Origin of the sequence: Roseivirga thermotolerans, from assembly GCF_014653175.1 — a bacterium.
Lineage (GTDB): Bacteria > Bacteroidota > Bacteroidia > Cytophagales > Cyclobacteriaceae > Roseivirga > Roseivirga thermotolerans.
Genome location: NZ_BNAG01000001.1, coordinates 696,266 through 722,872, shown reverse-complemented (window position 1 = coordinate 722,872; position 26,607 = coordinate 696,266). Strand labels below are relative to the sequence as shown.

The 26,607-nt window shown below is 45.1% G+C and carries 12 protein-coding genes; 6 read left to right on the top strand and 6 right to left on the bottom strand.

Annotated elements, in window-relative coordinates:
• Positions 1-13 precede the first annotated feature (13 nt).
• Genes IE164_RS03150 through IE164_RS03125 form a run of 6 tightly spaced genes read right to left on the bottom strand, consistent with a single transcriptional unit; the run spans position 14 to position 15,010 of the window.
• Positions 14-3,355 (bottom strand): VCBS repeat-containing protein, encoded by a 3,342-nt coding sequence (locus IE164_RS03150; protein ID WP_189628723.1) that lies wholly within the window; start codon positions 3,353-3,355, stop codon positions 14-16.
• A 9-nt stretch (positions 3,356-3,364) separates the two neighbouring features.
• Positions 3,365-6,661, bottom strand: coding sequence for a VCBS repeat-containing protein (locus IE164_RS03145; protein WP_189628722.1), 3,297 nt, complete (start codon positions 6,659-6,661; stop codon positions 3,365-3,367).
• A gap of 10 nt (positions 6,662-6,671) precedes the next feature.
• Complete coding sequence (locus IE164_RS03140) at positions 6,672-7,250, bottom strand: hypothetical protein (protein ID WP_189628721.1); 579 nt, start codon at positions 7,248-7,250, stop codon at positions 6,672-6,674.
• On the bottom strand, positions 7,237-10,500 hold the full coding sequence (locus IE164_RS03135; protein ID WP_189628720.1) for a VCBS repeat-containing protein: 3,264 nt from the start codon (positions 10,498-10,500) through the stop codon (positions 7,237-7,239). Before IE164_RS03135 ends, IE164_RS03140 begins: the two co-directional genes overlap by 14 nt.
• 55 nt (positions 10,501-10,555) lie before the next feature.
• Positions 10,556-12,085, bottom strand: a complete 1,530-nt coding sequence (locus tag IE164_RS03130) for a RagB/SusD family nutrient uptake outer membrane protein (protein WP_189628719.1) — start codon at positions 12,083-12,085, stop codon at positions 10,556-10,558.
• Between the two features lie 18 nt (positions 12,086-12,103).
• Positions 12,104-15,010, bottom strand: a complete 2,907-nt coding sequence (locus IE164_RS03125; RefSeq protein WP_189628718.1) for a SusC/RagA family TonB-linked outer membrane protein — start codon at positions 15,008-15,010, stop codon at positions 12,104-12,106.
• 376 nt (positions 15,011-15,386) lie between these two features.
• Between IE164_RS03125 and dgt the strand changes: the two genes are divergently transcribed.
• The 6 genes from dgt (at position 15,387) to IE164_RS03095 (ending at position 26,526) form a co-directional block, all read left to right on the top strand.
• Positions 15,387-16,703 (top strand): dGTP triphosphohydrolase, encoded by a 1,317-nt coding sequence (dgt, locus tag IE164_RS03120; protein WP_189628717.1) that lies wholly within the window; start codon positions 15,387-15,389, stop codon positions 16,701-16,703.
• 76 nt (positions 16,704-16,779) lie between these two features.
• Complete coding sequence (locus tag IE164_RS03115; protein ID WP_189628716.1) at positions 16,780-19,206, top strand: efflux RND transporter permease subunit; 2,427 nt, start codon at positions 16,780-16,782, stop codon at positions 19,204-19,206.
• A gap of 28 nt (positions 19,207-19,234) precedes the next feature.
• Positions 19,235-22,540: an isoleucine--tRNA ligase gene (gene ileS, locus IE164_RS03110; protein WP_189628715.1), complete on the top strand. Its 3,306-nt coding sequence runs from the start codon at positions 19,235-19,237 to the stop codon at positions 22,538-22,540.
• 7 nt (positions 22,541-22,547) lie between these two features.
• Complete coding sequence (locus IE164_RS03105; protein WP_189628714.1) at positions 22,548-23,147, top strand: lipoprotein signal peptidase; 600 nt, start codon at positions 22,548-22,550, stop codon at positions 23,145-23,147.
• A 78-nt stretch (positions 23,148-23,225) separates the two neighbouring features.
• Positions 23,226-23,588, top strand: a complete 363-nt coding sequence (locus IE164_RS03100) for a hypothetical protein (protein ID WP_189628713.1) — start codon at positions 23,226-23,228, stop codon at positions 23,586-23,588.
• 91 nt (positions 23,589-23,679) lie between these two features.
• Complete coding sequence (locus tag IE164_RS03095) at positions 23,680-26,526, top strand: M16 family metallopeptidase (RefSeq protein ID WP_189628712.1); 2,847 nt, start codon at positions 23,680-23,682, stop codon at positions 26,524-26,526.
• Positions 26,527-26,607: the final 81 nt, after the last annotated feature.

Sequence of the window (26,607 nt, the reverse complement as noted above, 5' to 3'; positions counted from 1 at the left end):
AAAAGTGAAACCGTTAATCAAAGCCGGGCTGCAGCCACACGGAGTAATCGTTGTTGCGCAAGGCCAGAACGGTCTCTTTGCCATTAACTACTACTACTCCCGCTGTTCTAAACTCTCCCCAGGTCGATGCATTGTTCAGATAACTATCGTGGGTGTGTTCAAAATGGCCATTTCCTTGGCCAAGCAAAAGCGTAATAGGCCGTGCGTTGGCTTTGCCCAGGTCAGTTCTAAAGCTGTAATTATTACCAAAGAGTAAAAGATCGGTATGACCATCCTCGTTGTAATCGCCTGAAACGATACTCATTATGGGGCTTAGTTGAGCGGTGGCCGGAAGGCTGATTCTTTGAAAACGACTATTGCCTTTATTAAGGAAAACGACTGACTCGAAGGTTTTAGCTGTTTTTACATAGCCTTGGGTAAAGTATTCTCCCAAAAGCGTTTCGGGCGAAGAGTTTTTGGCATAATCTTCATAGTTGCTGTGCAGCTTTTTGATCTTGGAAACCTGTTTTATGAGATCGTCTCTGGAGGCGAAAGGTGTTTGTTTACCATTTTGGTAATGAAAAATAATAGGGTCTATCTGTCCATTGCCGTCAATATCATTGACTGATAAAGTTACAGGGCGTTCTTCCGATGCTTTTAGTTTAGTGTTCAGGCCCAGGTTTCCGGCTACTATATCAGGAAGACCGTCATTGTTCACATCGGTTACGTGGAGGCTGAACCACCAACCTTGGGTATTGACAAAGTCAGGAATCGATGCTTTTTCGAACTGGCCACTGCCATTGTTTTGCAGAAGCGTAATTCCGGTCCATTCTCCGGCTAGTACCAGGTCTATGTCTCCATCACCATCAAAGTCTATGGGCTCGGCAGCGTTAATCATGCCCAGCTCTGTGGGCGCCTGGAGGCGTTGGTTAGTCTGATCTTCAAAATAGGCCCGGCCATTGTTAATGAGCAGAAAGTGCTGTGGGTCTTTTCCATAAGCTCCGGGCACTACGTTGGCCCCAACAAAAACATCCTGATCACCGTCTCCGTCAAAATCGGCAATGGCAAGAGCCTTGCCCTGACTTCCAATTCGATTGAGTGCTCCGGGAGAAAACTGGAAGTTGCCTCGTCCATCGTTCAGATAAAGCCTGTCGAAGTTAAATACCTGCCCGTCTTCATATTCATTTCCTCCGCTCACCACATACAAGTCCTGATCGCCATCGTTGTCTGCATCAAAGAATCTGGCGTTAATGTCTTCTGCACGTTGTAAACGTTCAAAAATGGTGGCCAGCTTACGCTTAAACTGACCATTGGGTTGTTGCAACCAAAGTTCTGCCGGTTGGTCTTTGGCACCTCCCAGGTAGATGTCTTCCAGCCCGTCACCGTCTACATCGGCTATGGCCAGTGCGGGGCCTTCGGTACTGAATTTTCGTGGCATTAAGTACTCGCGCAATTGGTCGTTGAACTCATCTTCCCGGTGCCGGTAGTCGAACAATGAGGCGTGGGTAGAAAAGAGAGCTTTTTCGTCTCTCGTGTTACTTTCACTAGCCGTTTTGGCTTCTGAGTAGTGAAGGGTTAAAGTTTGGTTGAGAGATACGTGGTCTAACTGCTGACGTTTGCCATCGGGCCATATCACCTCCACCGACACGGGCATTGTGTTTTTGCCCAGCCCAAAATGAAGCTCCGGAGCTACACTGCTCTGAAAGCCTCTGGAGTTAAAGTTTTCGCGAAAAAGCGTGGTTTCAGGCAGGCGAATGTATACTTGTGCGCCAATACCGAAGGCATTGTGTTCTGACCCTTCAAAGCGAATTTTCAGATAGCTGTTGTTTTCGGTCAGGGTGTTTTGGTAGAGCAAGGCCTCTTGTTCAATGTTATTGATTATCAGGTCCAGGTCACCGTCATTGTCCAGGTCGGCATAGGCCGATCCGTTGGAGTAGGTGGGCTCATCGAAGCCCAAATCGAATTCGAAAGGTTGGGTGTTAAACCGTCCGTTACCTGCATTAAGGGCTGCATAGTTAGGTATTTTTAGTGTGGGCAGGGAGTTAATTCTGGCCCTTTCCATTTGGTCTTCATCCATTGCTCCCGGGTTGCTGTTCAGGTAGTTTACAAAGTCCAGGTCGTTAGGGCGTTTATAAATGCCGTTGGTAATGTGAATATCCTGAAGACCATCATTGTTCATGTCGAAAATGAGTGGTGCCCAGCTCCAATCGGTGGCAAAGTTTTCTGCAAATAGGCTAATGTCTGAAAACATGCCGTTGCCCAAATTAAGTTGCAGTGTGTTGCGCACATACTGGTCACCATAGCCAAACTGTTCTTTAATTCTGTAGACTTCCACCTTATCTTCACCAATGGACTTTTTCCATATCTCGGGGTCTTCGGGCAGCATGTCTGTGGTAAAAATATCTACTTGAGCATCGTTATTAATGTCGGCCACAAAGTTGCCCATTGAGTAGCGACTGGTGTGTTGAATGTGCTTTTCGAGTTGTTCTTTAAAGGTGCCGTTTTGTTGATTGATGTATAGGTAGTCGTTTTCGGTAAAGTCATTAGACACGTATATGTCAGGCCAACCGTCTTTGTTAATGTCGCTTATAGCCAGGCCAAGGCCAAAACCCAGCACACTGGAATAAATGCCGGCTTGTTCGGTTACATCTACAAATCCTTTTTTGCCCTGGGCGAGCTGGTTTTGGTAGAGTTTGTCTCCTCCGGGGCTGCTTTTGCTTCGCTCATTTACGGGTACGAATACTTCCGGATTTTTGATAGAATGGTTGAGAAGGTACATGTCCAGATCTCCGTCTCTGTCGTAATCGAAAAAAGCGGCATGCGTAGAAAAGCCTACAAAATCGAGACCATAGGCTTTGCTTTGCTCACTAAAGGTGCCGTCCTGGTTGTTAATGAAAAGCTGGTTACTGCCTTTGGCTTCTTTGTAGTCTCCTACCTGGCAAAGGTAAATATCGAGAAATCCGTCTCCGTTTACATCGGCCATTACGGCTCCTGTAGACCATGTGCCGCTTTCGGTAATACCGGATTTTTGGGTAATGTCTTCGAACTCAAAGTTGCCTTTATTCAGATAGAGCCTGTTGGGTGCTTGATTGGCGGTAAAGTATAGGTCTATGAGGCCATCATTGTTAATATCTCCGGTGGCTACTCCTCCTCCGTTGTAGAAATAGAGGTATTCTATAATATTGAAATTGGGACTATCGGTGAGCGTATTGCGGAAGCTAACGCCTGATTTTTCTGAGGGTACTTTTTTGAAAAGCACGGGTTTCTTTGATTGCGAATCGGTTTTGCATCCGCAAAAAGAGAGTAAAATACCCAGCCCCAATAGGGTCAGGGTATTCTTTCTCAGTGTTTTCAATACGTTGGTTGGGTTAGCCATGAAGCTGCCTTAGTTTTTTCCGAATTTGAGTTTCATTAATTCTGCATTGTTTCTGGCTATTAACACAAAGTTTTCGAATACCTCTATGTCGCGCACTTCGCCCTCCACAAGGAAGCCTTCTTGTGGTTTGGCAGCCACAAAACGTCCATTACCTGTGTTTTTAAGGAAGGTACCGTAGCTGGCATCGTATCGGCCTACCTCGGGCTTAACCGAGTAGAGGTTGCCGCCCAGTAAAATGTCTGTATCTCCATCGGCATCAAAATCGCCTGTGGCAATGGCATATACCGGACTTACCTGTGCCTCTGTTGGCAATTCGGTCACTTCAAAGTTCATTTGGCCTTTGTTGAGCACGAGTACGCTGGTCATTTCGGTGGCCTTAATTTCCATAACACCTTCCATTTGCGCTTGAGTGAAAATATCCCTTACACTCATGTCTTTAAAAGTCTTATAATCGGGCAATACCTTTTTGAGGCTCTTAATCTGGTCGATAAGATTGTGGCGCAATCCATAGGGATAGGCTTTGCCATTGGCCATGTATTTAGATAGAATAGGGTCCAGGGTACCGTTGTTGTCAAAGTCTTTTACAAATAGAGCAATGGGTTGTTCTTCTGAGGCCTTGAAACGACTGTTGAGGCCATGGTTGCCTACTATGAAATCCATGCGGCCGTCACCATTAACATCGGCTGCATGCACTACATTCCACCAGCCTTTTAATCGGGCCAGGTTGGCCGGGGTGCTTTTTCTGAATTGGCCGTTGGTATTCAGAAATATCTCAATACCCATGTATTCTCCCACAACTATCAGGTCTGTAGCTCCATCTCCATTCACATCTACTGCCTGGCTACTCGTTATCATGCCCAGGCTTTTAAATTCTGGTGCTTTTTCGGAGGTTACATCAGTATAAACTCCCTGACCATTGTTTTCGAGCAAAAAGCCATCGCCAGGAACTCCGTTTTGCATTGGGCGGCTGCCCTCTCCCACAAAAAGGTCCAAATCACCATCACCGTCATAGTCTAAAACAGAGACCGTACTAGAGCTTACATAGCGGGTTTTGCCGGGTAGCATTTGGTTGGATGCCGAGAAATTGCCCCGGCCATCGTTGAAGTATAACCGATCGATGTAGGCCGATGAGCTTTGCGAAAACTCTATACTTCCGCTGCACACATACAGGTCTAAGTCACCATCGCCATCGGCATCGAAAAAGACGCTTTCCAGGTCTTCTGAAACTTTGTCTTTGGCAAAGGCGGGCTGGCGATTTACGGTAAACCCGTTGGCCGAACCGAGTAGCAGTACGGCCTCTTCTTCTTTACTGCCGCCCACAAACACATCGGGAAAGCCATCGGCATTCACATCGGCTACGGCCATTTTTGGCCCTTGGGTACTCTTCATGAGAAACAATGAGCGGTCAATGTCAAAGTCTACAAAGGCATTTTCCTTGTGGGCAAATGGCAGGTTTAAAGGGGCTTGCGAGAATATAGCGGGGGTTCCTTTTTCATCGGTTTCGCTGGGTTGAGGAGTGGCTTCTGCTTCTGACAGTTGCAATTGCTGGTTGGGTGAAACGCCATTGAGAAGGGTTACCTTTCCGGAAGGCCAGAGCACTTTTACCGATAGGTTTTGACCTGTTTTTAGCCCTACAAAAGGCCTTGGATCCATGCTGGACTGAAAGCCCCTGGTGGGTTGCTGCTCTACGTAGTACTGATCTTCACCCGCAGTTACCCATATTTTGGTGCCTATGGCCAGCGTGTTTGCTCCTTCACCTTTAAGCGAAAAGGAAAGGTAGTGCCCGTCACCTTCTTTGGTATTATTTCGGTAGAGGAAGGAGGGCATGTTCACATTGTTCACCACTAAATCCAGATCTCCGTCATTGTCCAAATCGCCATAGGCAGAGCCATTCGAAAAGCTCGGTGTAGCTAATCCATACGCTTTAGTTACATCTTTAAACTCTAGGCCATTCTGGTTTTTGTAGGCGTAGTTTTGAATGGGGTTGGAAGGGATGATGTCGATCAGGCTTTTGTAGTCTACTCCGTTTTTGCTGATCATGGAGCTCATTATTTCTTCGCTCGAGGCGTATTGCAGGTAGTCCTGGTCGGTAAGGTCCTGATAAATACCATTGGCCACATAGAGGTCTTTGTAGCCGTCATTATCCATATCAAAGATGAGGGCACCCCAACTCCAATCGGTGGCCTCTACCCCGGCCAATCGCCCGAGTTCTGAGAATCCGGCTCCGGTATTGATCTGAAAGGTATTGCGAGTGAACTGGTGATAATAGCCATTGTTCAGTCCGTATTGATAGCGATTCCAGTCTTCGAAGGTGGTAACAGACTTCAATCGGTCATAATCGTTGGGTAGCATTTCGGTTACAAACAGGTCGTTGCTGCCATCGTTGTTAATATCGGCCATGTCAGCTCCCATTGAGGCCCCACTAATGGAGTTCATGCGCTGAGTGAGCACTTCTGTAAAGGTGCCGTTTTGTTGATTTATGTATAGGTAATCTCTTTCAAAGAAATCGTTAGATACGTATATGTCGTCCCAACCGTCACCGTCTACATCGCCCACGGTCACCCCAAGTCCAAAGCCAATAACCGAACCGTAGATGCCGGCTTTTTCGCTTATGTCGTAGAATTTTCCGTCCCGGTTTTCCATCAGTTTATCTCCTCCAAGCACATCGCGCTTGGGTCGTTCATTTCTTCGCAAATCAAAGCTGCCAATGGCCTGGTAAGAGTTGTTGAGTATGTATACATCTAAATCTCCGTCTTTGTCGAAATCAAAGAATGAAGCATGGGTTGTGTAGCCGGGGTCGGCTAAGCCATATTCTTTGGCCGCTTCTACAAAGGTTAGGTCTCCTTGATTGATGAAAAGCTCGTTTTCTTTATTGTCGCCTTTTACATCGCCAGAATTACAAACATAGATATCCAAAAGGCCATCGGCATTTACATCGACCATGGTGACGCCTGTAGACCAGGCCCGTTGGCCGGCAGTGCCTGAGCTTTCGGTAATGTCTTCAAACTGAAAGTTGCCTTTGTTAAGAAACAGGCGGTTGGGCAGCTGATTGGCTGTCATGTAAATATCGGGAAGACCATCGTTGTTAATGTCTCCGATCGACACTCCTCCGCCATTGTAGAAGTTGCGGTAGGTATATATGTTGAACTCGCTGTCGTAGGTGAGTTTGTTTTCAAACTGAAAGCCTGTGTTTTCTGCTTCCATTAGCGTGAAACGTGGTGTTTGTGATTCTTCGGGCTTGTTCTGACAGGCAGAAAATCCGAGGGCTAATAGAGTGTATGCAAGCAGTGTTTTCTTTCTGAACATGGCTAAAAAATTAATCGTCTATGGTTGTCGTCAGGTCTGTCATTTTTACGCGTACGATCTCATCGTCTTTGGTTTTTATGGCTATTCTTCTGTTGCCATCAACTTTCACCCAAATAGTTTCTTGCGGCTGTTCTCCTTCAACGGCTATAAAATCATTGCCGCCATACCAGGCCATAAGGGTGTCTTTAATTCTGGGGAGTAATTCCGGGGCATAGAGGGCTTTGTTCCAGGGAGCCCACGCGGCATAGCGATACTCCAAGTCCATTCCGGTAATTTGCTCATTGCTATCGAACTGTGGGTAAAAGAACATTTCGATTTTTTCCGAATGAATGCTGTCTGGAGGCAGATTGTACTGTACATAATTGCCTCTGCTACCGGCAGTGAACAATCCTTCCTGGTTTTTCTTCCAGCAGAGTTCATAAAAGTCGCGTTTGGCCTGCTGAAAATGAATACCAAAGAAGAGCGAGTCATTGCGCACCCCTTTGGCCATTTCTTCATTGAGCATTTTGCTGTAATCAGACTGGCAGGCGCCAAGGCCCAGAGTAAGTAGCAGGGCCATCATCAAGTATAGCGTTCTATTGTTTTTCATAGGTTTTTAACGGGCCGTTGTTGATGATGAAAATGAAACTTTCTTTGCCGTTGACTGACATTTTTTTGATGTGTCTAATTTGTCCATCTATATTCAAAAACTCAATTTTTTTACTGTTAAAGCCTTGTTTTGTGCCCAGCAGCACCAATCCTTTGAGTCCATCGTATCGTCCGAATTGGGGTTTTACCAGGTATTGATTACCACCCAGAATAATGTCGGTGAGGCCATCGGCATCTATATCGTCCGTAGCGATGGCGTATACCGGAGAGTACTGGGCTTCTTTGGGCAGGGGTATAAAAGTGAAGTCGCCATTGTTGTTGTAGAAAATGCCTGATCTGCGTTCGTCAATTTCGTAGATGGAGGTACGCGAAAGCACATCTGGGCTAAATAACTGGTCGATGCTTTTTTCTGCATAATCTTCAAAATACACTAACTGTTTTTTGAGCGAAGGTATTTGCTTAATGAGTTCATCCTTGTCGGCCAAGGGATAGTATTTTCCATTGATTGGCTCGCAGAATATTTGCTCTTTGGTTCCGTTCTGGTCGAAATCGTGCATGTACATGCGGGTACCTGGCTTTAAGAAGGTGTTTTCACCGTGGTTTCCGGCCACTATATCCATGTCGCCATCTCCATCAACATCGGCCACATGTAAGGTGTGCCACCAGCCTCTAAGCGGTGCCAACCGATTTGAGCGGGTTAAGTGACCGTTGTTGTTCTCATAAAGAGTCACCGGCATCCAGTCGCCTGCCACAATCAGGTCAAGGTCTCCATCCTGATCTACATCGGTCCAACTCGATGAGGTAATCATGCCTACCTTCAGAAGTTCGGCTGCCACCGTTTGGGTTACATCTTTGAAGTTTCCTCTTCCATCGTTTTCAAAGATGAAGCCTCTGCCAGCTTCACCATAGTAGAAAGGATCGAACCGTTCGCCAATAAACAGGTCTAGGTCTCCGTCACCATCAAAATCGCCCGCAGCTACGGTGCTGGTGCTGAAATAGTTTGTAAATGGCAAAGGAGAGGGACTTTTGCTAAAGTTTCCTTGGCCATCGTTTAGGTAAAGCCTGTCCATCAGAGCGGAGGAACTGCGACTAAAAGCTCTGCCTCCGCTGGTCACGTAGAGGTCTATATGTCCATCGGCATTGGCATCGAAGAAAACAGCAGAGGCGTCTTCCGAAATTTTATCTGCTTCGAAGGTGGCCTGGCTGGAGAGTTGGTAGCGGTTGCCGTTGCTCAAATAGAGTCTTGCGCTTATGTCTTTCGACCCACCTATGAAAACATCCTCTTTTCCGTCTCCATTCACATCGGCCATGGTCATGGCAGGGCCTTCGTTTTGATACATTTCTATAAGCAGGCGCTCCCGGTCAAAGTCTATGAACTCATTTTCCACATGAGTATATTCGAACGGGTTTTGGGCTAAAATGAGTGGGCTTTGTTTGGCTGGTGGGGTTGGAGCCGATTTTGCTGTAGCATTAGCTTCGTCTAATTGCAACAGTTGGTTGGTTTTAACCTGATACAAAGTGGTAATACGACCTTCTGGCCAGGTGACCTTTAGCGAGTCTAATATGACATGGCTGCCTACTCCGAGGTGTATTTTGGGGTCTACTGAACTCTGGAAGCCTCGTGAAGGGTAGTTGTAGCCGGAAAACTGCTCTTGACCGACCCATGCCTGAACAAAGGCACCAATGGCATAACGGTTGCTTTTTAGGCTTGAGCTAAGCTGCAACTGTATGGAGCGTTGAGTGGCTGTATCGCTGTTGTTTTTATAGATGAAGGCCGGCATGTTCACATTGTTAATGACCAGATCGAGGTCTCCATCATTGTCTAAGTCTCCATAGGCACTGCCATTGCTAAAAGTGGGTTCTTCCAGCCCACTGGTTTCACTGATGTTTTGGAATTGAAAGTCTCCCTGGTTTTGGAAAAGGGCATTGGTCACAGGCTTGGAAGGCATTACATCAATTAGGCGGGTTATCACATCTTCATCGTTGCGAATCATAGCGCGAATGCGCTCTTCGTTGGCCATGTAGTTAAGGTAGTCTCTATCAAGCAGGTCTTTGTATATACCGTTAGAAACAAAAATATCTTTGAGGCCATCATTGTCTGCATCGAAAATTAAAGTTCCCCAACTCCACTCTGTGGCGGCTACACCGGCAAATCTTCCAATTTCCAGAAACTGACCATTGCCGAGGTTTCTTTGCAACACGTTTCTGGGAAATTGATGGTAATATCCTTTGGAGGTATTGAGGGTATATTTATCCCACGACTCGTAGGTGGCTTTGGTTTTTTTTCTGGGTAGGGTAGCCGGCAACATTTCTGTGACCATTATTTCCGGCAGGCCATCATTGTTCAGGTCGCTGGCATCGGCTCCCATAGACCCCATACTGAGGCTTTCAAAATAGAGCTCTGAACTTTCGGTGAAGGTGCCGTCCTGATTGTTGATGTAGAGGTAGTCTTTTTCAAAAAAGTCGTTGGATATAAAAATGTCGGGCCAGGAATCTTGATTGTAGTCAGATAGTGTTATTCCAAGTCCGTAGCCAATGTCGCTATTATAGATGCCTGCCTGGCGACTTACATCGGTAAATTTTCCATTGTCGTTTCGTAGTAGTTTGTTGCCGGCATTTTCGGCACTGGGTATTTCTCTCTGGCCTTCAATAATATCTTGTCCAACACCCAAAGAGCGAAGGGAATTGGTAAGTAGGTAGCAGTCCAGATCGCCATCTTTGTCGTAGTCAAAGAAAGCAGCGTGGGTAGAAAGGCCATTAAAATCTAGACCGAAATCGGCTGCAGACTCTTTAAAGGTGCCATCCTGCTGGTTAATGTATAGGGCGTTTTTTCTGCCTGGATCGTCACTTGGAGGACCCGATTTGCAAACGTATAGATCGAGCCAGCCATCGGCATTGATATCTACAAAAGTGGCTCCGGTAGACCAAAAACCTTTACCTGCTGTTCCTGATGATTCGGTAATGTCCTCGAAGGTCCAATTGCCTTTGTTGAGGTAGAGCTTGTTCTCTACTATGTTGCCACTAAAAAAGATATCGAGCAAGCCATCGTTGTTGATGTCTCCGAGAGCTACTCCTCCGCCATTGAAGAAGTTGCGGTAGGTATAGGGGTTCAGCTCTTCGGAATATTCGAGTCTGTTTTCAAAAGCGATACCACTTGTTTTACCCTCTACTTTCTCAAATAGGGTGGATGTTTTGCTTTTGCAAGCCCCTAAAAGGGCACAAATCGATAGAAGTAATACTGACTTTTTCATACAAAAATGGGCTGCCTCAACGGCAACCCATTTTACTAAATACTTAAACTAAATTCTAGTTATATCCGGGGTTCTGAGTAAGCGTACCACCCGATGCATTGATTTGCTCGTTTGGAATAGGGAACACATTTTTATATGTGTCTGAGTGAGCAGGTTTTTCCCACCATAGAGCTCCCCAACGACCAAATCTGATCAGGTCTATTCTTCTCTGAGACTCCTGGAACATTTCGCGTCCTCTTTCTGCAAGGAAAGTGCTGGCATCCATTTGAGCGAATCCATCTACACCGGCTCTTTCTCTCACTTGGTTTACCAAAAGAAGGGCCTGAGGATCGCTCCAGTTTCCATTTAATCGGGCAATGGCTTCAGCTTTGTTCAAAAGAACTTCAGCATATCTGAAAAGCGGATAGTCATTGTCCATGTTTGCTCTTTGCTTCAGCTTGAAGCTAAACTTACCAAGTCTGGCACCTGCCTGACGGCTTCCGTTAGGGGCCAATTGGTTGATGGCAGGCGTATAGTTGATAGGAGCTCCATCAGGATCGGCAGCATCAAAGGCCAAATCGAGAATTGGGGCACCATTTACATCATACTGAGGGCCAACTATGAAGTTGTTCTCTTTTCTCTCATCGCCATCTTCGTAAGAGTTGTAGAACTCTTCCAAAGTAGAGTAACCGTTCCATGGCTGCTCAGCCAAACGGTAAGTCAACTGGCTAGGATAGTGAAGGGTCATCTGAGCGAAGTTCATGCCTCCCTGAGTAGCTTCATCGTAAGGCAATACCCAAATGTGCTCAGGATCATCTACGTTGTCCGGAGCAAAAACATCGGCATAGTCTGGGGTAAGGCTATAAACCCCTGAGTTAATTACGGCATCGGCTGCTATAATAGCATCAGCATATCGAGGAACACCAGTATAAACTTCTGCATTCAGGTAAAGTCTGGAAAGAAATGCCTGAGCACCAAGATTGCTAACTCTACCGTACTCTTGTCTTCCTTCAGGAAGGTCAGGAAGTGCGGCAAGAAGTTCACTTTCAATAAAGTTGAATACAGTTACTCTGTCTACCTGTGGGGCATCAACTCCCGGCTGAGTAACAATTTTTACTCTTCCGAAAGAATCCATCAATCTCCAATAGAAGAAGGCACGTACCGTTTTAAGCTGTGCTACGGCAGCAGGAGAGAGTCCTCCATCGGCTAAAAGACGGTTACACTCGTTAATACCACCGTAAGACTCATTCCATACTCCATTGAGTGCGGGGTGAGTAGATTGCCACTGGTGTCTGTGCATATCCAGCCAGATACCACCATCAAACCAGTCACCACCTTTTTGGGTAATTACAGCTTCGTCTGTCGAAACTTCCTGTATAGAGAAGTATCCTCCATGACCGGCAGAGCTACCTATTAGCCTGCCAAATGCAGCACCAAGGCCATCGTTTGGCTGTGCTTTGTTTACGTTATTGGTTACCCCAACACCGGGGTTATTCGGATCGAAGTCTTCGGTAAACGAATCTTTCAATTCCTCTTCCAAATCTGTACAAGCGCCAACGGTAAAGATGGTTGCCGCAAGTGCCAGAATTCTAATTGTATATTTCATATTCTTTTTCTTTTCTGATTAAAAACCAACGTTCAAACCGAAAGTGAATGTTCTGCTGGTGAAGTAGTTGTTTCTTCTGTCAATACCAGGAGCCAAAACATTTCCATCGTTAATGTCAACCAAAGAAGGATCAGGATCGATACCCTGATAGTTGGTGATCACAAAAGCGTTCTGAACGCTCAGGTACATTCTCAATTTGCTGAACATAGAGTTGTTCGACATATCGAAGTTGTATCCTAAAGTGGCGTTATCAAGTCTGAAGAAGTCAGCTTTTTCTACATAGAGTGAGCTGAATTGAGCCACCTGAAGCTCAGGAATCTGCAAGTCAGTTTTTGTTCTGTTGTAAGAGTTAATAGCACCCAGGTCGATTGGCTCATAGAAAGCTCTGAAAGTGTTTACCAGGCTATGACCGAAGGCTGCTCTAAAGAATACGTTCAGATCCCAGTTGCCATAGCTCAATTGGTTGGTCCAACCAATTTCAAGGGTTGGTATACCGTTTCCTAGTTGCTGGAAGTCACCGTCATCATCCAAAGCGTTACCTTGGTCAGTATTCAGGTTGCCATCGTTGTTAAGGTCTACAAATACTGGTCTACCTTCAGCATCCACATTTCCTGAGAATACTGGTCCCCAGATCTGGCCAATTTTTTCGCCTACAGCGATTCTTACCATGTTGGTACCGTTCTGACCAGGAGAACCCAGGTTGGCAATCATTTGCTCCGGAATTACAAACTCCTCAAGAGTAGTGCTGTAAGTAGAAAGTACTACACCAGGAGACCAGTTCAAATCGCCACTGCCAATACCGGCATGGTTGATGGCAAACTCAAGTCCTTTAGTGTTTAACTTACCAGCATTTTCATAACGCCTGTCTGTTCCATAAACGGCTGGATCAACAGTTCTTTCCAGAATGAAGTCGTTGATGTCTCTTGAGTAAACATCTAGGCTACCACTCAACTGTCCGCCAAGAAGACCGAAGTCAAGACCAAGGTTGATCTCTGCTTTCTCTTCCCATTTTAGATCTGGGTTACCAGCTCTAACAAAGCTTACGGTACCACCACCGCCAAAGCCATAAGAGAAGAGGTCTTGCGCCAATCCTGAAGGACCCGGCAATGAACCTGTAACCCCGTAACCGGCTCTAAGCTTCAGTTGGCTGAAGGCTGCAATGTCGAAGTAGTTCAACAGGTCTGCACCAACACCAAAGGCAGGGAAAGTACCCCATCTGTTTTCGGCACCTAGCTTAGTAGAACCCTCTCTTCTTACGGATGCATTTACAAAAATACCGTTGTCGAGGCTGAAGTTCACTCTACCAAAGAAGGCAATAATTCTGTTTTCAGGAGACTCATAGCTAAATAAGCTTACGTTGGCACCATCGCCAAGTATGTTGCCTGAAGAACCAATAATGTTGTATCCAAGATCGTTGCTTGGGAAGTTACCAGCTTCCATACCAAAGCCTGTAAATACTTCTTCCTGGAAGGAATATCCGGCAGATATAGTCAGGTTGGCATTGTCAAAGTCTTTTACAAAAGTTCCGTAGGTTTCGAACAAAGTAAACTTGCTCTCATCGGTTCTTCTGGAAGCTAAACCGGTTCGGTCGAATCCTCTAAATAGTGAGTTAGAAGGATAGAAAGTACCTCCGGTGAATGTAGTGAACTGCTGAGCATAGTTGGCAGACCAGGTTAGGTTGTCCAAAATATCGTAGCTCATTTGAGTGTTAAAGTTCAGGTTGTTTCTCTTACCCAGGTTCACATTTTGCTCGATAATAGCAACAGGGTTGAAGTTGTCGAACAAGATGGCTTGGAAGTAGCTACCGTCAGGGTTTCTGATAGGAGCTGTTGGGTTGAAGAGTGCCGCGTAGCGGAAGGCTTCGTTGAACGAGAAGTTTTGATCTCTATTAGTCATAGAGAGGTTAAACTGAATGTTCAGCCTGTCATTCAGTGCATAATGATTCACATTAGCACGGGCGTTGATCTGATCGAAACCAGATTTCTTCAATACTCCTTGAATATTTCTGAAGTTGGTAGAAACACGGAAAGTGGTGTTTTCAGAACCACCGGAAACAGCAATGTTGTGTACGTGAGAAATACCGGTTCGGGTAATTTCTTCCTGCCAGATGGTTCTGGAGCCAAGGTCGTTACCACCAGTGGCCACATACTCATCCGGAGTCATTACCGGCTGGAATCGGAATACCTCATCGGCTGCAACATATCCGTTGTAAGAAGCTTGCAGACCACCACCTCTGTTGCCAGACTTGGTTGTTACAAGGATAACACCCGCAGAACCTCTGGAACCATAGATAGCCGCTGCAGAACCGTCTTTAAGAACGTTTACTGTAGCAATATCGTTAGGGTCTACGTTGTCAAGAGAAGCTCCAATTACGCCATCGATAACCACGAGTGGTTGCACGTTGGCTCCAACAGTTGAAATACCTCTTAAACGAATAGTGGCACCACCATTGGGGTTGCCTCCTTTGTTATAGATACTCAAACCGGGAACTTTACCCTGGAGTAGTTGAGTTGGGTCGTTTACGTTACCCTGGTTAAAGTCTTCGGCATCCAAAGCTACCACCGAACTTGTGATCTCTTTCTTTTCTTGAGACCCATAACCTACTACTACCACTTCTTCCAGCTCGGCATAGTCAGGGTCGAGCGTTACGTTTATGGTAGTTTGGTTTCCTACAGGTACCTCTTTAGTGATATAACCCACAAAAGAGAACACCAGTACATCACTTGGAGAGACCTCAATGGTATATGTACCATCAAGACCACTCGGCACACCACGGGTAGTTCCTTTTACCGTAATGTTCACACGGGGGATTCCCTGTCCGTCATCCCCGCCAGTTACCTTACCGGTAACCGTTCTTGTTTGTGCCAGCAGTGCCCCTTGGAAACCCACCGACAATACAAGAAGGAGTAGTAAAAACTTTTTCATACAATCATTTTTAAGTTTACTTGATTAGTGGCCAAAAACGGCCAAAAAAGTGCAATCGAATGCTTAAAGTACAATTACTGCACTTCAATTCATAGTATGTTAAAGTTAAAATTAACGCAAACGTTTGCAAAATTTAACATACACGACATATCTGTTGCCTCTTCAAATAGTTAGCTTCTGAGGCTTAGCGTTGTTCGATAACTTTTACTTAACCCTGCCCGGTAATCAGTTGTTTTAAGGCCTTAAAAGCCACTTTAATTTTGCAAAGGATTGCAGATGGCCATCATTTTGGTTGAATTGTCTTCCGGGGTTCTACCTTCTTTTATTTTTTAGCATTATTGTGAGCAAAAATTAGCCTTCACCAAAAAATTACCCCATGCATTGGCAGCAACTATTGGATTTGAGCGAACAGAAAAGCATTCAACAGGCCCGAACCCTGTTCGATAGAGATTATGATAGAATAATCTTCTCCCATCCGTTTAGAAAACTGCAAGACAAAACGCAGGTTCACCCCCTGCCCGAACATGATTTTGTTCACAATCGATTGACGCATAGTTTGGAGGTAAGTAGTGTTGGGCGATCTCTGGGTAGATTGGTGGGCGATTCGGTACTTGAGCGCAGGCCTGAAATGGCCCGGCAAATATCGGCCAATGATTTTGGAACTATTGTAGCCTCAGCCTCATTGGCTCACGATATTGGTAACCCTCCGTTTGGCCATTCCGGTGAGCAGGCCATTTCGGAGTACTTCTTGCTTAATGCAAAACTTTTAGAAAGTGAGTTTACCCAAAAGGAATGGGCCGATCTCGTAAACTTTGAAGGAAATGCTCAAGGCTTTCGTTTGCTCAACAAATCGGGCTATCAGGGACTAAAACTAACTGCTCCAACCCTTGCAGCTTTTACTAAATACCCCAGGCCGGCTCTGGTCAGCGATGCACTCAAACCCAGAAGAAGCCAGAAGAAGTATGGCTTTTATGTATCGGAAGCCGACCTGTTTAAGGAAATGGCACATAAGCTGGGGCTGAAGGCTTTAGCAGAGGAGCAATGGACAAGGCACCCTTTGGCATTTTTAGTAGAGGCGGCAGATGATATTTGTTACCATGTCATAGACCTTGAAGACGGTTGCAATTTGGGGCTGCTGAGCCAGGAAGATACCATTGAATTGTATGCACAGGTTATTGGTGAGAGGTTCGACAGAAATAAGCTATATACTATAAGGAGTAAAAGAGAGCAAATTGCGGTGCTCAGGGCCTTGGCTATTTCCGAGCTGATAGATCAATGCAAGACCCTGTTTCTTGATAGTGAAGAAGATATTTTGAGCGGAAAATTTGATGTTTCACTTACAGATGCCATTCCGGCTGCCGACCACCTGGCACAAATAAGTAAGATATCGGTTCAGAATATTTACCGATCCAGAACAGTGCTGGAAATTGAAGCGGCCGGTTTTACAGTAATTAATGGTTTGCTCGAGGCTTTTGTGCCAGCGGCATGTTCTATTCAAAAAGGCAAACAAACAAGAAAAGAGCAGGTGTGCTACAGATTGCTGCCCGAAGATACCCGCTACGAAATTGAACAGGCTCCTACCGTGTACCTTGCCCTTAGGGCTTTACTTGATTTTGTATCGGGCCTAACCGACTCTAACGCCATGAATTTGTACCGAAAGATTGGAGGTATAGCCCTGCCCGGTAAAATATAGAGCACTTATTCCGAATAACATGGCCTGTGGATATGATTGAAAGGGGAAAATATTACCTTTGTGATCTTGTTCGAAAATGTGGTCTAAACTCCCCCATATTGTACTGAAATACAGGTTTATACTGATAGTCGCGCTGGCTCTTGTAACAGCCTTTATGGGCTTTATGGCTCGCGATGTTCAGATGGCCTTTAACTTTAACACCGCGGTGCCGAGCACGGATGAGAACTACCGGTATTTTCAAGAGTTCAAAGAAAAGTTCGGAGAAGATGGCAACATTCTGGTAGTTGGTGCTAAAGACAGTGCCATTTATGCGCTGGAAAATTTTAATGCCTATAAGAGACTCAATGATCGTATAGCCAGTACTGAAGGTATCAGCAATGTAATTTCTCTGGCAGCGCTCCAAAATGTGGTCAAAAACACTGAGAAGAGGAGTTTCGATCTGCAGCCCTTAATTCCCGACTATCCAAAAACGCAGCAGGAGCTAGACTCGCTGCTGGCCGAAGCTTTGAAGCTCAAGTTTTATACCGGACAACTGTTGAATCCGGAGAATGGTGCCACGCTCATACTCATTAATATGAAGCGCGAGGTGCTCAACTCCAAAGACAGAAATGGGTTGGTAAGAGATATTCAGGCCATGGGAGAAGAGTTTACCCGGCAAACCGGAATAGAACTTCATTACTCAGGAATGCCCTTTGTGCGAACCGTAATGCAAGAAAAGACTAATGATGAACTGAGGCTCTTCATTGTATTGTCTTTGGGCATTACAGCGCTAATTCTGTTTTTGTTCTTCCGGTCGTGGACCTCAGTAGTGGTACCGCTTATTGTTATCAGTGTGGTGGTAGTGTGGGTGTTGGGCACAGTGGGCATTCTCAACTACAAAATAACGGTACTCACGGGGCTTATACCTTCCATAATAGTTGTAATAGGTATACCCAATGCTGTTTATTTACTCAACAAGTACCATCAGGAGTTTGCCAAACATGGCAACAAAATAAAGGCGCTTAGCCGAATGGTGCGCAAAATTGGTATGGTCACCTTCATCACCAATTTTACCACGGCCATCGGTTTTTTGGTGCTGCTGACCACCGATATTAAGCTATTGAAGGAATTTGGGCTGGTAGCCGGAATTAACATCCTTGCCACGTTTGTAGTAAGTATAGTACTCATTCCGGGTATTCTCAGCTATTTGCCGGCCCCTAAGGCCAATCAGTTAAAACACCTTGAGTTTAAAATTGTAGGTCGGTTTTTGGTACTGCTCGACTTGCTGGTACACCGCCATCGCTACAGGGTTTTTGCAGCCACAGCTGTTATTCTTACCGTGGCCATAGTGGGTGTTACCAAGCTTTATTCAGTGGCCTATATGGTCGATGATATTCCCGAGAAATCTCAGCTCAAGCAAGACCTCTACTTTTTTGAAGACAATTTTAGCGGGGTGATGCCGCTGGAGATTATAATTGATTTCGGACGACCCAAATCGACCATAAATGCCAGAAACCTCAGAAGGGTAGATCAGCTCGAAGAGGCTCTGGAGCCGTTGGAAAATGTGTCGTCTCCGGTATCGATCGTCTCTTTTGCCAAGGCAGTGCGTCAAGCTTTTTATAATGGCAACGAACGCTTCTACGGTTTGCCGAGCCCCAGCGACAGAAACGTAATTCTAAGCTATCTATCCAACCAGAGCGATAATGCCAGCTTTCTGAGCTCTTTTGTAGACACAACCGGTCAGGTAATGCGCGTGAGCCTGAAGATTGCCGATATAGGTTCCAATAAAATGGACTCGCTCATTAACCACGTGATTGAACCGGAAATAGACAAGGTGTTTAAAGACGATGAGGAAATCTCAACGGCTGTAACTGGCTCAACACTGCTCTTCGTTAAGGGCAATCAGTTTCTCATCGAAAACCTGAGGTTCAGTTTACTGTTGGCCTTCGTCATTATTGCCATTATTATGGCCATACTCTTTGCCAATATTCGAATGATTGTCATTTCGCTCATTCCCAACTTCATTCCTCTGATTATGACAGCCGGAATTATGGGATACTTTGGCATTCCGTTAAAACCGAGTACGGCATTAATCTTTAGCATAGCTTTTGGAATTTCAGTAGATGATTCCATTCATTTTCTGGCCAAATACCGGCAAGAGTTGTTTGCCAAGAAATTCTTTGTGCCAATTGCCATAAGCAACAGCATAAAAGAAACAGGGTCTAGCATGCTCTATACCTCCATTATTCTGTTTTTTGGTTTTGTAATCTTTGTCTTTTCCGATTTTGGAGGAACAGTGGCCCTTGGCTTACTCACTTCCCTGACACTTTTCTTTGCCATGTTTACCAACCTCACGTTGTTGCCGGCTTTGCTCATGGTGTTCGATAGTGGTAAGCGAAACCAAAACTTTCATCCCCTTATAGAACACTATGAGTTCTACATAGAAGATGAAGACGAAGAAATAGATACACAAAACCTGTTGATCAAAGAAAACGACCCCTTTGTGGGAACCACCAAGAAGTAATACGCTAACAACTGAAAAAGGAGTAGGTGTGAAGAAGTACACAGAATACAAGCAGCCTGAATTTGCCAAAGTTGGTGAAGATATTCTCGAGTTTTGGAAGACCAACCACATCTTTCATAAGTCGGTTGAGTTGAAAGAAGGACAGCCAACATTTACCTTTTTTGAAGGTCCACCTTCGGCCAATGGTACACCCGGTATTCACCACGTAATGGCTCGTACCGTTAAAGATATTTTCTGTAGGTACAAGACCCAAAAGGGATTTCAGGTAAAGCGAAAGGGGGGCTGGGATACCCACGGCTTGCCTGTAGAACTTCAGGTAGAGAAGGAGCTTGGCATAAAGAAAGAAGATATAGGCGTAAAAGTATCGGTTGAAGAGTACAATCAGAAATGTCGCGAAACAGTAATGCGATTCAAAGATGAGTGGGACGATTTGACCGAAAAGATGGGCTACTGGGTAGACCTGGACAATCCGTACATTACTTTTGAGCGCGACTATATAGAAACCCTCTGGAGTTTGCTTAAAAAACTCTACGACAAAGACTTGTTATACAAGGGGTATACTATACAGCCATACTCACCTGCAGCAGGTACTGGCCTTAGTTCCCACGAGCTTAACCAGCCCGGAACCTACAAAGATGTAAAAGACACCTCCATTACCGCCATGTTCAAGATTGAAGGAACGGAGAATGACTTCTTCCTGGCTTGGACCACTACTCCATGGACTTTACCTGCAAACAACGGTCTGGCCGTAGGCGCTAATATAGATTATGTGAAGGTTCAAACCTTCAACCAATATACCTTCCAACCCATCAATGTAATTCTGGCAAAGGATAGGCTGAGTCATTACTTCAACCCGAAAGCTCGCGACCTAAAGCTGGAAGACTATAAAGAAGGCGACAAGCTCATCCCTTATGAGGTAATCGATGAGTTTAAGGGAAAAGAACTTGCAGGGACCAGCTACGAGCAGTTGATGCCTTACATTCCTCTACCAAAACCCGGATGTACTGTGGTTATTGGAGATTTTGTGACCACCGAAGATGGTACCGGAATAGTACATATTTCCAAAACCTTTGGTGCCGATGACTTCAGAACCTCTGTTCAGTACAACCTACCCGGAGTATTTGTAAGAGATGAAGAGGGCAAAGAGGTGCCCATAGTAGACAAACAAGGAAAGTATGTGAAAGAGATCACAGACTTTGCCGGCATGTATGTGAAGAATGAGTACTACAAAGAAGAAGAGATGCCTGAAAAGTCGCTCGATGTACTCATTTCTATCAAACTAAAAGAAGAAAATAGAGCCTTTAGGGTAGAAAAATACGAGCACAGTTATCCGCACTGCTGGAGAACAGACAAGCCGGTACTCTACTATCCTTTGGATTCTTGGTTCATAAAAACCACGGCCTATAAAGACAAGCTCGTGGAGCTCAATAAAACCATCAACTGGAAACCGGCCTCTACCGGAGAAGGAAGGTTTGGTAACTGGCTGGAGAATCTGGTAGACTGGAACCTCAGCCGTTCGCGCTACTGGGGAACACCATTACCTATTTGGGTTTCTGAAGATAAGAAAGAGCAAAAGTGTATTGGTTCATTGGCCGAACTGAGAGAGGAAGTGCAAAAATCCATAGAAGCCGGGTACATGACCGAGCAAATTGGAGAAGATTTTGACCTGCACAGGCCTTATGTAGACGATATTGTGCTGGTGAGCGATTCAGGGCAGAAAATGTTCCGCGAACCGGACCTCATAGATGTATGGTTCGACTCCGGGGCAATGCCTTATGCTCAATGGCACTACCCATTCGAAAACGAAGATGTTTTTGAAAAGAATTTTCCGGCCGATTTTATAGCAGAAGGTGTAGATCAAACCAGAGGCTGGTTCTTTACTCTGCATGCTCTGGCCGTAATGCTACATGAAAATGTGGCCTTTAAAAATGTAATTGCCAATGGCTTGGTGCTAGACAAAAACGGCAACAAGATGTCCAAGCGGTTGGGCAATGCCGTAGATCCGTTTAAGACCATCGGTGAGTATGGACCAGACGCCACCCGTTGGTACATGATTTCTAACGCCAACCCTTGGGACAACCTCAAGTTTAACATTGAGGGGGTGGGTGAAGTACAGAGAAGGTTCTTCGGAACGCTGTACAATACCTATAACTTCTTTGCCCTTTATGCCAATTTGGATGGTTTCAGGTTTGAAGACGCCCCTATTGCCCTAAACAAACGACCGGAGAGTGATCGGTGGATTCTTTCGCGCCTCAATACACTCATTAATGAGGTAGATAGTGCCTACTCGGCCTATGAGCCAACTAAAGCAGCTCGAATGATCATGGATTTTGTAACCGATGAGCTGAGCAACTGGTATGTACGACTGAACAGGAAGCGATTCTGGAAAGGGGAATACAATGACGATAAGAAGGCAGCTTACCAAACACTATATACCTGCCTGGCCACTATTGCCAAGCTTGGGGCTCCTATAGCTCCTTTCTATATGGAAAGGCTGTATCAGGACCTCAACGGAGTGAGCGGTCAGGACAAGGAGGAATCAGTACACCTAGCCGATTTCCCGAAGGCCGATGAGGCGTGTATTAATCTGGATTTGGAAGAGCAGATGCGACTCGCTCAAACCATTTCGTCACTTACCCATTCGCTCCGCAAGAAGGAAAAGTTAAAGGTGAGACAACCACTTTCCAGAATTATGATTCCGGTGCTTGATGCCAAAACCAGGCACAATGTAGAGCATGTAGCCGAGTTAATAAAGTCAGAGGTAAACGTAAAAGAAATAGAGTTTATAGACGATACCAGTGGGATTTTGGTAAAAAGCATTAAACCAAACTTCCGTTCCATTGGTCAAAAGTTTGGGCCTAAGGTAAAAGCCATTGCAGCGGCAGTCAATGCCTGGGGGAAACAGGAAATAGCCGCAATTGAGCAGGAAGGCAGTTTTACGCTGCAACTTGCCGGTGAAGAAATAACCTTGAGCCTGGAAGATGTGGAGATAAAGAGCCAGGATATTCCCGGCTGGTCTGTGGCTACCGAAGGCAAGACCACGGTGGCTCTTGACATCACTTTGACAGATGAACTGCGCATGGAAGGAATTGCCAGAGATGTGGTAAACCGTGTGCAGAACCTGAGAAAAGATATGGGACTCGATGTGCAAGACAAAATAGACATCCGAATTCAAAAGTCCGATAGTTTTGTAGACGAGGCCATCAGAGCCTACTCAGAATATATCTGTACAGAAACTCAGGCTTTGAGTCTGGAGATACTGGAGGAGGTATCTGATGCTCAAAGTTTGGAGGTAGACGATTGGACGCTTACCGTCAGCATTGGAGTGAGATAGCTTCATTTTGAGACAGTATAAGTATTTTGTACTCACACTTACAATTGTTGCAATAGACCAGGCAGTAAAGCTGCTGGTTCATTATAACATGACCATGGGCCCGGCCGGAGAAATCAACCTGCTGGGCGAATGGTTTAAGTTACATTATGTACTAAACAGAGGTATGGCCTTTGGTTTGAGCTTTGGAGCAGGCTATGGCAAACTCGCCTTGACTGTTTTTCGTCTGCTGGCCATTCTTTTTATTGCCTATGGTCTATTCAGGCTCACCAAAACTAAATATCATGCAGGCCTTCTCTGGTGTATAGCAGCCATACTAGGTGGGGCAATCGGCAACTTGGTCGACTCTGTATTCTACGGAGCACTTTTAGACAACGCCCCGTACAACTCCATAACTCCCTGGTTTCATGGGCAGGTTATAGATATGTTGTACTTCGATTTTTGGGAAGGCTATCTACCCGATTGGTTTCCTCTTTGGGGAGGAAAAAAAGTAGCCCTTTTACCCATTTTTAATATGGCCGATGTAGCCATTTTGGTGGGGGTGTTGGGCATACTTGTTTTCCAGAAAACCTTTTTCCGTCAGGCTGAATCCCGGTTAACTCAAGTGTAATTCAATCGTATATTAACTTAATGTTATTTGAAAATTACTTTAATGTGAAGTAGTTTTGTCTTTAACGGTTAACACAACATGAAGACGATTGAGAAGATAGAACAGAGAATAGAGGAGCTCCGCTGGAAGTCCATTTCGCCTTATCAGCGAATAATAATGAACAAAGAGAAAATTCAGACCGAACGCTTTCATAGCAAAGAAAAGGAGCGTGAATTAAAATGGTATCTACGGTCTAATTCCGTTTTACTGCTCATTCTGGCCATAGTGATTGTGCTTGTTTCTATGTTTCGTACGGTAACCACAGATTTTACCTTGTTTATGTTGTTCATAACCACCCTGTTTGTAGCCCAGCGCATAGAACTGCAACAAAGACTCAACAACCTAAAAGAGTCCAGATTCCTAAAGAAAATACTACAAGACCTAAACACCGACAAGAAGTAGATTGAGATCAATCGAACAAAAAAAGTTAAATTTTTTCATCTTTATTGAACAATTGGTATCTTCACTAACATTCTAGTTAAACACGATACCAATGAAAAGAACAAGTCAAAGACTCTCAACTATTTGGGCAGCCCTCTTACTTTTGCTGCCCTTTCATTTATTTCCCTTCCAACAATTACCCACAGACCCCGATGTACTAATCGGTAAGTTAGATAACGGATTTACTTACTATCTCCGCTCTAATCCTAAACCGGAAAATCGTATTGAATTTCGCCTGGCCGTAAAAGCAGGCTCCATCGTGGAAGACGATGACCAGCTGGGCTTGGCTCACTTTACCGAACACATGCTGTTTAACGGAACGAAGAACTTTGAAAAGAATGAGCTGGTAGATTTTCTGCAAAAGATGGGTCTTGAATTTGGGGGCGACCTAAACGCCTATACCAGCTTTGATGAAACCGTATACATGCTGCCTATTCCTTCAGATAAACCGGAAAACGTGAAGAACGCCATGCTGGTGCTGAGCGACTGGGCACATCAGGCTACTTTCGACAATGAAGAGATAGACAAAGAAAGAGGGGTGGTGATGGAAGAGTGGCGATTGAGGCTGGGAGCTTATGAACGCATGCGTCAACAGATTTGGCCAATTACCCTGGCCGGTTCGCGCTATGCAGAGCGATTGCCAATTGGTGAGCCTGAAATATTGGAGAACTTTGAATATGATGCCGCCAAAAGGTTCTATAGAGATTGGTATCGACCAGACTTAATGGCTCTTATTGCTGTAGGCGATTTCGATGTGGCCGAAATGGAGCAGATGATTAAGGAGTACTTTTCAGACATAAAAATGCCTGAAAAGCCCAGAGAGCGCATTTACTATACCATGCCCGATTTTGAAGGCACCCGAGTAGCCATTGCTTCAGACGATGAGGCTACCTCAAACTCCATTACCATCAACTTTATTCAACCGGGCGAAAAGGAAACTGGCAATACGTTTGCCGACCTCAGAGAGTCTTTAGTATACAGTTTCTTTAGCCAAATGATGAACCAACGCCTAAGAGAGCTTGTGCAGTCAGAAAATCCACCCTTCCAATATAGCTACAGTGGATATGGCAGCGCTTTAGGCAAGGGCAAAAATGATTATACCATCTCCATTCAGGTGAAGGAAGATAAGTTTACCGAAGGCCTTCTGGCGGCTATTCGAGAAAACGAGCGTGTGAGAAGATTCGGCTTTACCCAAGGCGAATTGGATAGAACTTTGGCTTCATTTGCCAATTCACTCGATCGTTTTGAAAAAGAGGCAGACAAGCGGGAGTCCTGGTCTTTAGTACAAGGCTATCTCAACCATTTTTTAAATGGAGGCCCATTGCTAAGTGCCAAACAAACCAGAGAAATGGCCGAGCAGATTATCCCCACTATTACACTTAAAGAGATCAATGGCTTGCTCGATAGTTGGTGGCACAATGACAACCGAACCATTGAGGTACAAGCCAAAACCGAAAATGCTGCGGCCATTCCTTCGGCCGAAGAAATGACAGCTCTGCTGGATGCCATAGTAGAGGATGACTCCATAGAGCCTTATGAGGAAGAGGCTATTGCTTCTGCATTGATGGATGCCCCACCAAAACCGGGTAAAATTGTTGCAGAACAAACCAATGAAACCACGGGCATCACACACATTACACTAAGCAACGGTGCTGAAGTGTTCATTAAACCTACAGACTTTAAAAACGATGAAGTGCGGATGACGGCCTTTTCGTTTGGCGGAACTTCCTTATACCCGGATAATGTATACTGGTCGGCCTCAAATGCCGCGGCCATCGTGAATGAAATGGGTATAGGCGATTTCAGTGCTATAGATTTGGGCAAGTTTTTAACCGGAAAGACAGCCTCGGTGCAACCCTACATCAATTCTTACGAAGAAGGCCTCTCAGGCTTTTCTAGCGTTAAAGATTTGGAAACGTTTTTTCAGCTTCTACATCTAAGGTTTACCAATGTGCGTATGGATGAATCTGCGTTTAACAGTTGGCTTTCCAGAACAAAGAACCTCTATGTAAACTTTAGTGCTAGCCCCGATCTTCAGTATTCTGTGCAGCGCCAGCGCTTTATGTACGATAACCACCCGAGAGTTGAGTTTCCATCGGCTGAGAGTTTCGATAAAATTGAACTGGATAAGGCCGTACAGATTTACAAAGAGCGATTTGCCAATGGTGGAGACTTTAAATTTGTATTTGTGGGTAATGTAGACATGCCTTCCTTTAGAAAGTATCTGGAAACATATGTGGCTTCGTTGCCAGCCAAAGGCTCTAAAGAAATGTATAAAGATTTGGGTTTACGGATTATTAGTGGAAAGCACGAGAAGAATATATATGTGGGGGTAGACGATAAGAGCCAGGTAAACATCACTTTTAGCGGAGACTTTGATTACAACCTGGAAAATAATGGTCTGCTTAATGCCGCGGCCAGTATTCTTTCCAATAAAATGATAGAAACCCTTAGGGAAGAAATGGGTGGAGTATATGGTGCCGGGGCATCCTTCTCATCTTCTCAGTACCCTAACTCCACGTTTTCATTTTCAATTTCATTTCCCTGCAAGCCGGAGAATGTAGACAAGCTGGTTCAGGCCGCTATACAAGAGCTGGAAAACATAAAACAGGGCAATTTTACTCAGGAAGATTTGGATAAAGTGATTAACGCCAGAAAACAGAACTTTGAGGAACAAATTAAACAGAACTCCTACTGGCAGAGCATGATAGCCACTTACCTGAAAACCGGGGAAGATATGGAAAACATACTCACAGGCAATGAGCGGGCAGACGCCATAACGAAAGAAGCTATTGTAGCAGCACTCAACAAATTTGTGAAAGAGGACAACATGATTAAAACCGTAAAGCTGCCTCAGAATCAAAAGGCAGAACTACAACAAGAGATAAAGAAAAACTAGGCCAAGGCCATATTTATCAGTTGAAGGAGGCTGTCTCCGGAGTCGACAGATTTTGTTCTACCATTGAGCAGGATTTTGAAA

Bases quoted from the DNA above. Each gene is read 5' to 3' on its own strand.
- IE164_RS03095 (WP_189628712.1), top strand. From the start codon at position 23,680: ATGAAAAGAACAAGTCAAAGACTCTCAACTATTTGGGCAGCCCTCTTA.
- IE164_RS03100 (WP_189628713.1), top strand. From the start codon at position 23,226: ATGAAGACGATTGAGAAGATAGAACAGAGAATAGAGGAGCTCCGCTGG.
- IE164_RS03145 (WP_189628722.1), bottom strand. From the start codon at position 6,661: ATGTTCAGAAAGAAAACACTGCTTGCATACACTCTATTAGCCCTCGGA.
- IE164_RS03125 (WP_189628718.1), bottom strand. From the start codon at position 15,010: ATGAAAAAGTTTTTACTACTCCTTCTTGTATTGTCGGTGGGTTTCCAA.
- IE164_RS03115 (WP_189628716.1), top strand. From the start codon at position 16,780: ATGTGGTCTAAACTCCCCCATATTGTACTGAAATACAGGTTTATACTG.
- IE164_RS03130 (WP_189628719.1), bottom strand. From the start codon at position 12,085: ATGAAATATACAATTAGAATTCTGGCACTTGCGGCAACCATCTTTACC.
- IE164_RS03140 (WP_189628721.1), bottom strand. From the start codon at position 7,250: ATGAAAAACAATAGAACGCTATACTTGATGATGGCCCTGCTACTTACT.
- IE164_RS03135 (WP_189628720.1), bottom strand. From the start codon at position 10,500: ATGAAAAAGTCAGTATTACTTCTATCGATTTGTGCCCTTTTAGGGGCT.
- dgt (WP_189628717.1), top strand. From the start codon at position 15,387: ATGCATTGGCAGCAACTATTGGATTTGAGCGAACAGAAAAGCATTCAA.
- IE164_RS03150 (WP_189628723.1), bottom strand. From the start codon at position 3,355: ATGGCTAACCCAACCAACGTATTGAAAACACTGAGAAAGAATACCCTG.